This window comes from Streptomyces sp. RPA4-2, assembly GCF_012273515.2.
Classification (GTDB): Bacteria; Actinomycetota; Actinomycetes; order Streptomycetales; family Streptomycetaceae; genus Streptomyces; species Streptomyces kaempferi.
In genome coordinates this window covers 8,397,757-8,411,603 of sequence record NZ_CP050975.2, presented here as the reverse complement: position 1 = coordinate 8,411,603, position 13,847 = coordinate 8,397,757, and the positions used below count along the sequence as shown (strand labels likewise).

10 protein-coding genes and 2 pseudogenes are annotated in these 13,847 nt (G+C 69.2%); 3 read left to right on the top strand and 9 right to left on the bottom strand.

The genetic code is table 11. From position 1 onward, the window contains the following. Nucleotides 1-70: 70 nt before the first annotated feature. Both HEP85_RS36755 and uvrA read left to right on the top strand, forming a co-directional pair. Nucleotides 71-245, top strand: a pseudogene (locus HEP85_RS36755) (transposase); the annotation flags it as partial. 387 nt (nucleotides 246-632) lie between these two features. Beyond that, the gene (uvrA, locus tag HEP85_RS36750) at nucleotides 633-3,119 is read left to right on the top strand and encodes an excinuclease ABC subunit UvrA (protein ID WP_168531770.1); all 2,487 of its coding nucleotides are present in this window, start codon (nucleotides 633-635) and stop codon (nucleotides 3,117-3,119) included. Here uvrA and HEP85_RS36745 read toward each other — a convergent pair. The 9 genes and pseudogenes from HEP85_RS36745 to HEP85_RS36705 all read right to left on the bottom strand — a co-directional run. After that, nucleotides 3,098-3,190: pseudogene (locus HEP85_RS36745) on the bottom strand (transposase); the annotation flags it as partial. The gene uvrA and the pseudogene HEP85_RS36745 sit on opposite strands and share 22 nt — an antisense overlap. A 330-nt stretch (nucleotides 3,191-3,520) precedes the next feature. After that, complete coding sequence (locus tag HEP85_RS36740; protein WP_168531769.1) at nucleotides 3,521-5,104, bottom strand: beta-xylosidase; 1,584 nt, start codon at nucleotides 5,102-5,104, stop codon at nucleotides 3,521-3,523. Nucleotides 5,105-5,294: 190 nt separating this feature from the next. Further along, nucleotides 5,295-6,230 (bottom strand): aldo/keto reductase, encoded by a 936-nt coding sequence (locus HEP85_RS36735; protein WP_369658011.1) that lies wholly within the window; start codon nucleotides 6,228-6,230, stop codon nucleotides 5,295-5,297. Beyond that, entirely contained in the window at nucleotides 6,227-6,997 is a 771-nt protein-coding gene (locus HEP85_RS36730; protein ID WP_168531768.1) for an amidohydrolase, read from the bottom strand. The genes HEP85_RS36735 and HEP85_RS36730 overlap by 4 nt, the downstream gene beginning before the upstream one ends. Next, entirely contained in the window at nucleotides 6,994-7,785 is a 792-nt protein-coding gene (locus HEP85_RS36725) for a ribonuclease activity regulator RraA (protein ID WP_168531767.1), read from the bottom strand. The genes HEP85_RS36730 and HEP85_RS36725 overlap by 4 nt, the downstream gene beginning before the upstream one ends. Next, complete coding sequence (locus tag HEP85_RS36720; protein ID WP_168531766.1) at nucleotides 7,785-9,746, bottom strand: hypothetical protein; 1,962 nt, start codon at nucleotides 9,744-9,746, stop codon at nucleotides 7,785-7,787. The genes HEP85_RS36725 and HEP85_RS36720 overlap by 1 nt, the downstream gene beginning before the upstream one ends. Before the next feature lie 5 nt (nucleotides 9,747-9,751). Next, a complete protein-coding gene (locus tag HEP85_RS36715; protein ID WP_168531765.1) occupies nucleotides 9,752-10,582 on the bottom strand; it encodes a carbohydrate ABC transporter permease in 831 nt (276 codons plus the stop codon). Then, nucleotides 10,579-11,520, bottom strand: coding sequence for a carbohydrate ABC transporter permease (locus HEP85_RS36710; protein ID WP_248002230.1), 942 nt, complete (start codon nucleotides 11,518-11,520; stop codon nucleotides 10,579-10,581). Before HEP85_RS36710 ends, HEP85_RS36715 begins: the two co-directional genes overlap by 4 nt. After that, a complete protein-coding gene (locus HEP85_RS36705) occupies nucleotides 11,507-12,619 on the bottom strand; it encodes an ABC transporter substrate-binding protein (RefSeq protein WP_168531764.1) in 1,113 nt (370 codons plus the stop codon). Before HEP85_RS36705 ends, HEP85_RS36710 begins: the two co-directional genes overlap by 14 nt. A gap of 303 nt (nucleotides 12,620-12,922) precedes the next feature. Here HEP85_RS36705 and HEP85_RS36700 point away from each other — a divergent pair, with 303 nt between their 5' ends. After that, a complete protein-coding gene (locus HEP85_RS36700) occupies nucleotides 12,923-13,672 on the top strand; it encodes a GntR family transcriptional regulator (protein WP_248002229.1) in 750 nt (249 codons plus the stop codon). Nucleotides 13,673-13,847: the final 175 nt, after the last annotated feature.

Genomic DNA, 13,847 nt, shown 5'->3' with positions numbered 1-13,847 from the left:
CACAGGATGCCCGCGAGGTAACGCCGACGCCGCGTGACACGCTGGCCCCCGCCGGCGGGTGCGGGCGGGCCAACTCCGCCTCGCCCGCCCCCTCGCAGCCGACCGACGCCGTTCCGGGGAGCAACCCAGCTCTCCAGACATGCCTACTCCCGCCCCGCGTCCGCCGCGACTTCCGACACGTCCGCCCACAGACCGCCTGCCCGGCCAGAGCACCGAACCCCAACCGCCCCGGCCCCGCGCGACCAGGGGCCGACCTGGGGCTGAGCCGCCGGGGCAAGTGCCCCACCGGGAGGCGAACCACCGTGTTCGCCGAAGGGCGCCGGCAGCGGTCAGGCGAAGGCCCCGACTGGTTCGGGGGATCCCCAGCCGGGGCCGATCGAGAGTGGGCGCGAACGGCGGTCGCCTCGCGGCGGGGGGCTCCATGAGGCTTCAGCCGAACGATCGTCCTCATGGGCAGAGGGTGACGCCCGGGGACACAGTTCCCTTCACGCCCACACATGGATCAACGGTGAAGCACCCTCGAATGTTCCCTGGGAGCAGCCCATACCGGGATTCTCCGGACGCTCGTGTGAGCGAGGCCCGGTGACGGCGCCTGTCGCGCGGTTCCCCGCGCGATCAGGTAATCAGGAACGGTGAACAAGGACGCGACCGACGCCTTCGTGCATGTCCGGGGCGCCAGTGAGAACAACCTGCGGAACATCGATGTCGACGTTCCGCGGGACGCGATGGTCGCCTTCACCGGCGTCTCCGGTTCGGGCAAGTCCTCGCTCGCCTTCGGCACGCTCTACGCGGAGGCCCAGCGGCGCTACTTCGAGTCCGTAGCACCGTACGCCCGAAGGCTCTTGCAACAGGTCGGCGCACCGCACGTGCAGGAAATCACCGGACTGCCACCGGCCGTGGCCCTGCAGCAGCGGCGCGGGGCGCCCAGCTCGCGCTCGACGGTCGGCACCATCACCACGCTGTCCAATCTGCTGCGCATGCTGTACTCCCGCGCCGGCACCTATCCGCCCCGGGCCGCACGGCTGGAAGCCGAGTCGTTCTCACCCAACACCGCGGCCGGCGCCTGCCCGGAGTGCCACGGACTGGGCGTCGTGCACGACGTCGCCGAGGACCTGCTCGTCCCGGACCCCTCGCTGAGCATCCGCGAGGGGGCGATCGCCGCCTGGCCGGGCGCCTGGCAGGGCGCCAACCTGCGCAGTGTCGTGAGCGGCCTGGGGATCGACATCGACCGACCGTGGCGCAGGCTCAGGAAGAAGGACCGGGACTGGCTGCTGTACACGGACGAGCAGCCCTCCGTGTACATCGAGCCGGAGGAGGACCGCGTCGACTACGGCTACCAGGGCAAGTTCTGGAGCGCCCGCAAGCACGTCATGCACGTCCTCGCCGACTCCAAGAGCGAGAAGATGCGCGAACGGGCGCTCCGGTTCGTCAGGAGTGTGCCCTGCCCCGAGTGCCACGGCAGCGGACTGCGGCCCGAGGCGCTCGCCGTGACCTTCGCCGGACGTTCCATCGCCGAGATCAACGCGATGCCGCTCACCGAGGTCGTGGTACTGCTGCGGCCCGTCGCGGGGCTGTCCGAGGCCGACGCCACCACGTCGACCGCCCGATCCGGGGAGACGACCGAGGTCGCGGTCCGGATCTGCGGCGATCTGGTCGCACGGGTCGACGTACTGCTCGACCTGGGCCTCGGATATCTCAGCCTCGGGCGCCGCTCGACGACCCTGTCGCCCGGCGAGGCGCAGCGCCTGCGGATCGCCACCCAGCTGCGCTCGGGGCTGTTCGGCGTCGTCTACGTCCTCGACGAACCTTCCGCGGGCCTGCACCCGGCTGACGCGGAACCACTGCTGGACGTGCTGGACCGCCTCAAGGCGGCGGGCAACTCGCTGTTCGTCGTGGAGCACGACATGGACGTCGTACGGCGGGCGGACTGGGTGGTCGACATCGGCCCCGGCGCGGGTGAGGGCGGCGGGCGCGTGCTGTACAGCGGCCCGGTCGCCGGTCTTGAGCGGGTCGGGGAGTCGGCTACGAGCCAGTACCTGTTCGGGCGCGCCCAGCCGCTCGATCACCGCCCGCGCGCACCGCACGGCTGGCTGCACCTGACCGGCGTCTCCCGCCACAATCTGCACGACGTGTCCGTCGACGTACCGCTCTGCGTCCTGACGGCGGTGACGGGTGTCTCCGGTTCCGGAAAGTCGACGCTGGTGACGCAGGTGCTCGCCGAGGTCGTCCGCGGCCACCTCGGACTCGTACCCGAGGAGCCCGACGAGGCGCAGCTGGAGGTCGACGTCCAGGACGCGTCGGGGGTCGAATCGTTCGACCGGCTGGTCCGGGTCGACCAACGGCCCATCGGCCGAACTCCCCGGTCCAACCTGGCGACGTACACGGGGATGTTCGACGCGGTGCGCAAGCTGTACGCGGCGACGGACGAGGCCAGGGCGCGCGGCTACTCGGCCGGGCGGTTCTCCTTCAACGTGCCCGAAGGGCGGTGCGGGACCTGCCAGGGCGAAGGATTCGTCGCGGTGGAACTGCTGTTCCTGCCCGGCACCTACGCGCCGTGCCCGACCTGCCACGGCGCCCGGTACAACGCCGAAACGCTGGAAGTCACCTACCGCGGCAAGAACATCGCGGAAGTGCTGGCGCTGTCCGTCGACGCCGCCGCCACGTTCCTGTCCGCCGTCCCGGCCGCCTCCCGCAGTCTGGAGACGTTGCGCGAGGTGGGACTGGGATACCTGCGGCTGGGGCAGCCCGCGACGGAACTCAGCGGTGGTGAGGCGCAACGCATCAAACTGGCCACCGAACTCCAGCGGGCTCGCCGCGGGCACGCGCTCTACCTGCTCGACGAGCCGACGGCGGGGCTGCACCCCTCGGACATCGCGCTGCTGCTGCGACAGCTGCACCGGCTCGTCGACGCCGGCAACACGGTCGTCCTCGTCGAGCACGACCTGGACACGATCGCCACCGCCGACTGGGTCATCGACCTCGGGCCGGGCGGCGGCGACGCGGGCGGGCGCGTGGTCGCGGCGGGCCCGCCGGCCAAGGTGGCGAGGGCCCGCCGCAGCGCCACCGCGCCCTATCTCGCGGCCCGGCTCTCGCGCTGCCATCGGCGGAACAGGTCGTAGACCCGGCCCCACGGCCCGTACTCGACGGGCATGTCCCGCCACGGAACACCCGTACGGACCTGGAACCGTATGGCGGCGGACGCTGAACGGCCGACTGGGGTGGACGCTGCAACGGCCCGAGCGTCGGGCGGTGGATCGGGACGAGTCCGAGATCGCCCGGTGGATCGCGCACGAGTGGCCGCGCATCAAAAGGGGCGGTGAACACATGTGCCTGGATCGTGTTCCTCGACGAATCAGGCGTCTCCCTGTTGCCGCAGGTTCGCCGCACCCACGCACCACGTGGCCGCACACCCCTCCTGCGACACCGGCTGCACTGGAAACGCGCGTCGATGGCCGCGGCCCGACGGGAGGTGGTCGCCGGTGTCCGCGGCGGACGTCGCGGGGTCCTTGCGCGGGGACTGTCAGATGCGGTTCAGCAGCGCGATCGCCCACGGCCGAAGCCACGCGCGGACTTCGAGTACACCGTCGCCGGAGACGGTGAGGCGGGTCACTGCGCCGCGCTCGGCGCTCGCGCGGATCGCGGCGACATCCGCTACGGACGGGTTGGTGCTGTGACCGCGTCGGGTCCACTCCGGCATCGCCCAGCCGTTCTCGGCGTCGACCACTTCCAGCTCGTAGCGTTCACCGGGCGCGAGCCCGGCGATGCGGAGCCGCAGGGCTCGCGGTCGTCCTGTGGCCAGGGTGCGGTCGGCGACGTTCCGGGTGTCGAACGATGCGGAGACGGTCAGTGGGGACTCGTCCGGATAGTGAACGGCCAGCGCTGCCACGCTGGTGCCGCGGCGGGTGACCACCAGGCCCTCCTCGCGGTGGACGAGCCGGTCGCCGAGCTCGTTCAGCATCCGGTAGGCGTGCATCGTCGGCTTGGCGATGCCGTGCTGGTTCAGCATGCCGAACCCGCCATGGAACGGATCGCGTCCGGCGCCCTCCTCCTCGAAGATATCGGTGAAGGTCCAGTAGGCGAGGCTGTCGACCAGACCGATCGAGGCGAGCACGGAGCGGACCACGAACGCGGCGGCCTGGGGATAGTCGTGGGTGAAGTCGCGGGAGCTGGAGCTCGAACTCCACTCGGTCAGGTGGATCTCGGCCTGTGGGTACGGGCCGGCATCGACGATCTCGCGCACCAGGCGCAGATCGGTCGGGGTGGCGTTGACACCGCGGGTGAGCTTGCGGCCATTGCCGTGCCCGTCCAGTGCCCAGTCGGTCGGATATGGATGGCATGAGATGAAGTCGACCGGGAGCCGGTTGGCGGCGCAGAATCGCAGGAACTCCTGCAGCCACACCGGCTGCCAGTCGAGCGAGTCGAGGTCGGGGGTAGTGAGTACGGTCTCGTGCTGTGTGATGTCCTCGGTTTCACCGTCGAAGCGAGAGTCCGGTACGAAGTTGCTGGTGGCTGGGCCGCCGACGCGTAGTGTGGGGTCAACCGACTTCACCGCCTCGACCGACACCCGGTACAGCTCGAAGTATTCGCTGCGGGTGCCGCGGAAGAAGGGGCTGAGGTTCGGCTCGTTCCATACCTCGAAGTACCACGTGCGTACCTCGTCGATCCCGTAGCGCCCGACCCAGTGTTCGACGGTGGCGCGTACGAGGACTGCCCACTTCGCATAGTCGGTCGGCGGCGCCCCGTTGGCGCCCCACCAGAAGACGGTCGCGCTCTGGCGGGCGAGTTCCGGTGGGCAGAAGCCGAACTCGACGAACGGTCGCACGCCGGCGGCGAGGATCGCGTCGAACAGCAGGTCGATGTAGTGGAAGGAGGGCGCCACTGCGCCGTCGATCTCGCGGTAGACGAACATGTCGCCGTGGAACAGGCCGTGGAAGCGGACGTATCTGAAGCCGCCGAGCCGGTGCGCCTGCGCCAACTGGCCCTGCCAATCGGCGCGCAATCCCTCGTTCGCTCGGCCGGCGCCGACGACTCGGCTCCAGAAGTGGTCCAACGGCGCATCCGGTGTGCCGGCGAAGTCGAGGTCGAGGCCGAGTTCCGGTTCCATGGCTCAGCTCCCGGTCCGCGGATGAAGTGCGTTCGTGCCGTCGCCGGGTCCGTCGGTCCTGGACTCGACGCTTCTCGGGCCGGCTTCCCGGTCTTCGGGGAGTCCGGGCTCGCCTTGGTGCATGGGTCTCATCGTTCTCCTGGCCGGTTTCAGGGCTGGCAACATCGTTGAAGTCATCCCGTCGTTGCAGTCAGGCGGGAATGAGCCCGAGGGCGACGAGCTCGCTCCACAGTCCGTCGAGCGGGCGTGGGTCCTGGGCCATGCGTACGTTGGCGAGGACCTGCTCGGCGGTGTCGGCGCCGACCACGACCGATGCCACCCGCGGGTCGCGTGCCGCGTAGGCGAGGGCGGCCCGCGGAAGCGTTGTACCGGCCGCGGAGGCGAGATCGGCCAGCCGCCGCGCCCGTTCCAGCAACTGCCGGGGGGCCGCGCCGTATTCGTAGTGCGCGTCCGTGGCGGGGCGGTCCTGCGCGAGCATCCCACTGTTGAAGACGCCCGCGTTGAGAACGGAGATCCCTGCCGCGCGGGCGGCCGGCACGACCTGCGCGAGCGCGGGCTGCTCCAGGAGGGTGTAGCGTCCCGCGATCATGATCGCGTCGAGTTCGCCGCGGGTCGCGAAGGCGGCGAGGGCCGCCATGTCGCCGGTGCCGACGCCGATCGCGCCGACCACGCCCTCGTCGCGCAGCCGCACCAGCGCCGGAAGCCCGGCGCCGAGCGCGTCCGCGAGCCGCTCTTGGGGGTCGTGCAGCAGTGCGACGTCGAGCCGGTCCAGGCCCAGGCGTTCGAGCGACTCCTCGATGCTGCGGCGGACACCGGCCTCGGTGAAGTCCCAGTACCGAGTCGGTTCGCCGTCGCTGCCGGGCCTGATCAGCCGGCCGACCTTGGAGCTGAGCACGTACCGCGCCCGTGGTCGCGAGCGAAGTGCGTGTCCGAGCCGTTTCTCGGCAAGGCCGAGACCGTAGTGAGGCGCGGTGTCGAAGTAGCGGATGCCGGCGTCCCAGGCGGCATCCACGACGGCCGTTGCGTCGTCCTGGGTGACGGCCTCGTAGAGGTCGCCGAGCTGTGCCGTTCCCAGGCCGAGTGCTGTCACCCGGACCCCGGACGAGCCGAGTTCACCGGTCCTCATGCGATCAGCCCGTAACTGTCGGCGGCCGTGCCGGCGAGCACCTGTTCGCGCTCGGCGTCCGAGAGTGGGCCGAGGAGCGCGACCAGCGCGCTGAGCTCGGCGCGAAGTGGGGCACGCAGGGTCGACACCGGCCAGTCGGACCCGATCATGAGCCGGCCCGGGCCGACGGCGTCGAGCGCGACGTCCAGCGCGGCTGGTAGGACGCCGTCCCCGGAGAGTTTCATGCGCACGTTCGGATAGGGAGCGAGGGCACGCACCCGGTCCTGCCATGGCGCCCCGGCGCCGCCCGGGTTGCCGAGGTGGTCGACGACGATCACCAGCGACGGGTGGTCGGCGGCGCAGGCCAGTACGTCGCCGAGATCGCGGGCGGCGACCAGCAGTTCGAGGGCAAGGCCCGAGCGGGCGTAGCGGGCGATGCCCGCGCGGACTCGCGGCCGTCGTAGCCAGCCGCTCTCCTCCGAGATCACGGAGTGGCGGATGCCTGCGAGCCCGGTGAAGTCCGCGGCGCCGACATCGCCCGCGAGGTCCGCCCAGCCGACGACGCCGCGGATGAGCGGTTCCCGCGAGCACGCCGCGACCAGCCGGGCCGTTTCGGCGGCCGACTGCTCCGCCGTGACGACGACAGCTCCGTCGACGCCGCACGACGCGGCCGCCGCCGCGTACTCGCCGAGTACGAACGGCCGACGGATCGACGTGGTGCGCTCGCCGGCCAGCCAGGGCGCCGCGGCGACCTCGGCGCCCCATAGGTGGATGTGGCTGTCGATCACTGGGCGGGCAGCTTCGGCTGGCTGTCGCGCCACAGTTCGTACTCGGCGCGGCTGTTGGCGCTGAGCGGGTAGTAGTCAGACAGCCTGGCGCCCTGTTCCAGGCGCATCCGGCTGAAGGACTCCCAGTCCTCGTGGTCCTCGGCGTCCTGGATGAGTTCGGGGGCCTTGGCGGCCGGCACTATCACGGCGCCGTCGTCGTCGGCGACGACCACGTCGCCGGGGAGGCAGAGCACGCCGCCCGCCGAGACCGGCACGTCGTACGCCCAGGGGAAGAGATCGGTCTGGGATGCGTAGTGCGGGGTGGTGCCGGTGCACCAGATCGGGACACCGAGCCGGCGGACCCGGGCGGCGTCGCGGATCCGGCCGTCGACGACGATGCCGGCCCCGCCGCGGCGCTTGAAGTAGCGCACGAGCATGTCGCCGAAGCAGCCGGTGAAGGCACTGCCCCACGCCTGGACGACGAGCACGTCACCCGGCTGAACCGTTTCGAGCACCGCCCACAAGGCCGTGTCACGCTCGATGTATTCCTGGCCGTGGCCGCTGGCGATGTCCTCGCGCTGCGGCATGAACTGCAGGGTGAGGGCGGATCCGACCACGCGGCTGCCGGCTTCCAGGGCTGTCGGTCCCTGGACGGCGGTCCGGGTGATGCCCATGGTGTGCAGTTTGGCGCAGGCGGTCGCGGCGCTGATCGCGTCCATGCGGCGCAGGCTCTCGGCGTCGGCGCGTCGGAAAGGCTCACCTCGAACGGGGAGCGGCCATACCGTCGACAACGGGTTTTCGGTGTCCATCACGAATCTTTCCGGGTTGTGGTGGGGGCGGGGGTGAAGCTGCTGTGGGCCGGCCTGCGGGCGCGCCGGGTGACCTCCATCCGCATCGAGATGCGGTGCAGCGGGGGAAGTGCGACGACGAGGCGGGGCGAGCCGACCACGGTGGTCACCGGCCGTGTTTCCGGGTCGGGGACGAGGTAGCTGTGGGAGTCTGCGGGGTGGTCCTCGGCGGCCTGGTCGAAGGTCACCCGGTCGATGCAGTCCTCCCCGAACGCGCCGGTCTGCACCACGACTTCCCGGTGGGAGGCCGGGTCGAGGTTGACGAGTTCGAGGCGCACGCCCTTGGCGTCGGCCTCGCGAACCAGGGCGGCCACGCCGTCCGGCAGGCCGGGTCGGCCGCGCAGCGCGTCGCCGAACGTCACCCTGGCCAGTGCGAGTCCGCCGTTGTAGAGCGCGGGCGGCGATCCGGTGATCAGTTGGGTGAGCACTTCGGTGACGACCGGGTTGAGCCGCTGCCACCAGTGGATGTCGTCGTCCGGGGGCCCGTACGGTGTCGCCCGCATCAGGGCGAGCCGCCTGGCGACCTGGCCCAGCGCGAGGGCGAGGGCGTCCTCGGGGTATCCGGGGTTGCGGCCGAGAAGGAATGACACCCACGGTGCCTCGTGTCCCTGCTCCTCCTTGTCCTGGAACCATTTCGTCTCGCGCCAGTCGAAGCCGGCGTCTTTCTCCAGTGCCTCCAGCCGCCCCAGATCGTCCGCGGCCGATGTCAGCCACCACAGCCAGACCGGGTAGATGAGGGGCACCGGATGCAGGTCGAACCAGCCGTTCGATCCGTGCCGGTAAGGCACGAGCTGGACCGGTACGCCCGGTGCGACGGCCATCTTCTGCGCCCAGCCCCAGCCCATGCTTCCTGCGGTGCCGGCGTCGGTGCGCACCACGCTGCGTGCGATGACGGTGTCGAGGGGCACCCGCGCGAGGTCGAGGGCGGCGGTGTCGCCGGTCACAAGAGTTTCGTTGATGGCGGCGATCATGGCTGCCGCCTCGACGGAGTGCAGTCCGTGCGGCCAGGCCCAGCCGTAGTGGCCGCCGTACCAGTTGCCGTCGTGGAGTTCGCCGACAGTCCCGGAGGGGCCGACGTTGTCCGGGATCAGGCCGCTGTTTGCCGTGGCGCGTTCGCGCCACGCGCCGACGTAGGACACGACCCAGTCCGCGAACTCTGCGTCGTGGTCGTAGAGCCAGGCGTTCGTCACCAGTGAGGTGGCGGCGAGGTTGATCGCGGTGTCGCCCCGGCCGAGCCGCTCCTGCATGGCGTCGCCCATGCGCCGCGCGTTCCGCGGCGGGAGAAGGTCGTCCCAGTCGGTGATGCCCGGCAGGTCGTCGAGCGGCAGACCGTACGGCTTCATGACGGCCTGGTGCGCGCTGTACTCGATCCATTCGGTTCCCAGGCCCGGCCGCGGTCCGCCCGATCCGGTGTGTGGCGCGACGATGATCCGCGCGACGGGGTCGTAGTTTCCGTGGGCGGGGTCGGAGTACAGGCGCGCGAACCGCAGGGCCCGCTCTCGGAAGGCGGCGTCGTCCGGGTCGGCGGCACACAGGGCGTAGAAGAAGTTCAGCGACTCGCCCTGGTGGAACCAGTCGTAGCCGACCTCGTACTCGTCGCGGACGAAGCCGAATTCGGTCATCTGCGCGGTGACTCCGGCCCAGTGCTTCTTGGCCGACGCGAGGAGGTCGTCCGCGCCGCCGAGCCGGTAGAGCACCGGCCAGTTGAAGAAGGGCTCGTAGAAGTCGTCGACGCCGTCGCGGTGGTGCATGCGCCCGTCGTACGCCAGGCGCCCGTCGGGACCGCAGTAGGTTGCTTCGAATTCGCGCCAGGCCTGGTCGAGAACGGAGAACAGGCGTCGTTCCAGGACGGCCCAGAGCGGGGTCTCGCGGATCGGGACCGTCGCGTCGACGCGCGGTGGGTCACCCTGTGGGTCGTTCATCGCGCTCATCCCTTGATCGCGCCTGCGGTGAGGCCGCCGATGATGCGTTTTTGCATGAATACGTAGAACACGATGACGGGAGCCGTGGCGAGCAGCATGTTGGGGTACACGACCGTGTAGTCCGTGGAGAGGCGGCTGATGGCCGCGTACACACCTGTCGTCACCGTGTAGATCCCGGACTGGGGGCCGAGGATGAACTGCGGATTGACGAAGTCCGTCCACACTCCGATCGAGTTGAGGACCATCGCGGTTGCGACGACGGGGCGCATGAGCGGAAAGATCACCCGCCAGAAGGTGCCGTAGCGGCTCGCGCCGTCGATGCGCGCGGCCTCGTCCAGTTCCCGGGGCACCGTCTGCACGAATGCGACGAACAGGAACACCGTGGTGGGAACGGTCAGAGTGGTTTCGAACAGCAGGAAGCCTGGAATGGTTCCGATCAGCCCGAGTGCCTTGAGCACGTAGATGACGGGGATGACGAGGGTCTGGCCCGGAATGAACAGGCCGGCCAGCAGTACGAGCATGATGGCCCGGTGGTAGCGGTGGCCGCCGCGCGCGATGGCGTAGGAGGCGGGTCCTACGACCAGCAGATTCAGCGCGTTGACCGCCACGACGAACAGCAGTGTCACACCGTAGGCGGCGACGACGTTGAAGTCCGGCGAGGTCAGCGCGTTGGTGAGGAACTTCAGCGAGAACCCGCCGCTGGGCCAGCCGAAGGGCTCCGTCAGGATGTCGTGCTGGGACTTGAACGCGTTGGTCAGCATCAGGTACAGCGGGCCGACCATGGCGAGGACGAGGAGAGCGACGGCCACGATGCGGCCCACGCGGCGGGCGGTCATGCGGCCACCGCCTGCTCGCTGCGCCGCCGGGCTGTGGTGATGACCACGGTCACCGTGACGATGACGACCATCAGTACGACCGACTGGGCTGCCCCGTAGCCGAGTTGGGTGTTGTCGAACGACGACGTGAGGATGTTGTACACGACACTTTGCGTCTCTCCTGCGGGGCCGCCCGCGGTCAGGGCGAGGATCAGTTCGTAGACGCGCAGGAGGCCGATGACGACGAGGACCACGTTCACGGTCACGGTCGGTGCGAGCATCGGGAGCTTGACGCGCCAGAAGGTCTGCCACGGGGTAGCGCCGTCGATCTTCGCGGCCTCGATGACGCTGTCCGGGACTGTCTGCAGGCCGGCCAGGTACAGCACCACGTTGACCCCGAAGCTGGACCACACGATCACGCAGATCACTGTCACGACGGCCCACGTCGGATCCGAGAGGAAGGGCAGCGCATGCTTGGCGCCGACTACCGAGTTGACCGCTCCGCTGGTGCCCAGGATGGACGACCACAGGAAGCCCAGGATGACCGCGCCCACCACGTAGGGGTAGAAGACGAGCACACGCAGGAACGCGTTGATCCGGTTGTTTCGGTTGAGCAGCAGCGCGACCCCCAGCCCCAGCACGTTGCAGGCGACCGTGCCGATGACGGTGATGAGGAGCGTCAGGAACGCCGCGTGCCTCACGGCGGAGTCCTCGGTGAGGCGGACGTAGTTGCGGAACCCGATGAGATGCGGCGGTGAGGTGAAGCCGTTCCAGTCGGTGAAGCTGAGGTACACCGCGATGGCGATCGGCACGATGATGAGACCGGCGACCAGAACCAGCGGCGGCGCCATCATCGCGATGTCGGCCGTGGTCGCACGGCGCCGTGCGCGGGTCCGGGCCGAACGCCCGGCCGCCTTCGAGGCGGCCGGCCGCCTGGTGGACTCCTTACTGACCTGCATTGGCGTTCCACCAGGAGTCGAGTTTCGCGACCGCCTTGTCGGCGGACTCGCCTGTGTAGAGGGACTGCACGACGGTGTTGAGTTCGTTGCCGAAGCCGGCGTTCACACCGGGTCCGGCGGTTCCGTTGACCGTTCCGGGGGCGGTGTCGACGATCTTCCCGACGGCCGCGTCGAGTTCGGTTCCCGGGTAGCTGTAGCCCGCCCGGAAGTTGCCTTCCGACTTGAGTGACGCCGTGACCGCGTTCTTGTCCGTCACCAGGTATTTGACCAGGTCGAGGGCGAGGCCCTGGTGCTTCGAGGACTTGAGGATCGAATAGGGCTGAGCCTGGCCGCTCATCTGCTTCGGTGTGGATCCGTCGGCCGTCGGCGTCGGGAACACGCCCACCTTGAACGGCAGGTTCTTCGCCGAGTTGACGCTCGCGTTCAGCCAGCTACCCATCACGAACATGCCCGACTTGCCGGCGAGGAAGTTGTCGATCGAGGTCTGATACTTCTCGCCCAGCGAGTTCTTGGGGACCGTTCCGCTCTTGATCCATCCCGCGTAGGCCTTCAGGTACGTGTTGTAGGCGCTCTGCTCGAAGGTGACCTTCTTCTTGTTGCGTTCGGCGTACCAGTTGAGGTTGTCGCCGAGCAGGCCCGGGTTGGCCATCATCGAGAACTGTGCGCCCGTGACCCACTCGCCCGCTGTCTGCAGCCCGACGTATCCGGCGTTCTTCAGTTTGGCGAGGTCCGCCGTGAATTCGGCAAGCGACTTCGGCGGCGTGGTGATGCCGGCCTTCTGGAACGCCGTCTGGTTGTAGTAGACGAGCGACTGGTTCTGCTGTCCGGTGGCGACCTGCCAGTTCTTGCCGTCCACCTTGTTGGAGTCCGAGAGAGGGGTCGAGGTCACCCACGAGGAGTCCGGGAAAGCGATCATCTGCTGGGCGACGACCGGGTCGAGGGTGCTGGCGACGATGTCCGGTGCCGATCCCGAAACGAGTTCCTGCTGGAGCGTGGACTGCACGTTTTTGCCGGAGGGCGACTCGATGGTGACCGTGACGCCCGGGTGGCTCTTGAGGAACGGAGCGACCAGGCCCTGGTAGTACGCCTTCGTCAGCACGGGGGTGATATTGGCGAGGATGCGGATGTTGCCTGTCCGTGAGCCGCCGCCCCCGGTCGCGGGCCCGGATGAGGACGAACACCCTGCCAGTGCACAGACGGACAGGGCGAGACCGGCGGCGATGGAAGCCTTCGCGGTGCGTGAGCCCACGCGTCCTCCGCGACCGGCGGAGGGCGCGCCCACGGCGATGCTGATGGGTCTGCTGCGTCTCATGGTGACCTCTAATCGACTATCGACTATCGGCTATCGGCTATCGGCTATCGGCTATCGGCTATCGGCTATCGGCTATCGATAGAACATAGGATGATGTTCGTTACCCGGCTGTCAAGGGTTCGTCACAAAATCCTGGCGACTATCGATAAGATGCGAAGTGGTCAAAGCCAAGGAGGCTTCATGCAAGACGGCATCGGACAACCGCTCACCCGGGTCCTGCTGTCCGACCAGGTGTATACGCGCGTACGGAGCCTGATCATCGAGGGTGCCCTCGAACCTGGCGCCCGGTTGGTCGAGTCCGAGATCGCCCGCCAGCTCGGAGTCAGCCAGGCGCCGGTGCGGGAGGCGGTCCGTCGCCTGGTGCACGAGGGCCTGGCGAACCATGTTCCACGCCGGGGCAGTTTCGTGGCGATCGTGTCGCAGGAGGACGCCCACCACGCGCGCGCCGTGCGCGTGGTGATCGAGGAGCTGGCCGCCCGCACCGTGGCGACGCAGGCCGCGACCACGGCATTCGAGGCGCTGGACGCCCAGGTGAAGGCCATGCGGCAGGCAGCGCTCCAGAGTGATGTCGGGCGTTTCCGCGATGCCGACATCACTTTCCACCGCTTGGTCTGCGAAGCCAGCGGAAACCCCTTCCTCCCGAAGCTGTGGGGGGTGATGGAAGCGAATCTGCGCGCCCTGCGGGTCGTCTCCGACCCGCTGTTCACCGGCGACTGGACGGCCATGGCCGAGGATCATGCCGCCCTGTTGTCCGCTCTGAAGTCCGCGGATCCCGACCGGGCGGGGGCCGTGTTCGCCGCCCACGCGCGGGGAGACGACGGAATGATCCCAGTTCACTGACCGTATCGAAGCACGTCAGCGCCCGTCGGCCGGAGCCGGCGGGCGCTGACGTGTCTGCGGCGAAATGTTCCCGCGACCGCCGGACCGCGGGCGAGGGCGGTTCCTCTATCTTCGAGAAAATCTAATCGATTAGATGACAAGTTGTTGACGGCGGGGATTCCGTCGTCTACTCTCG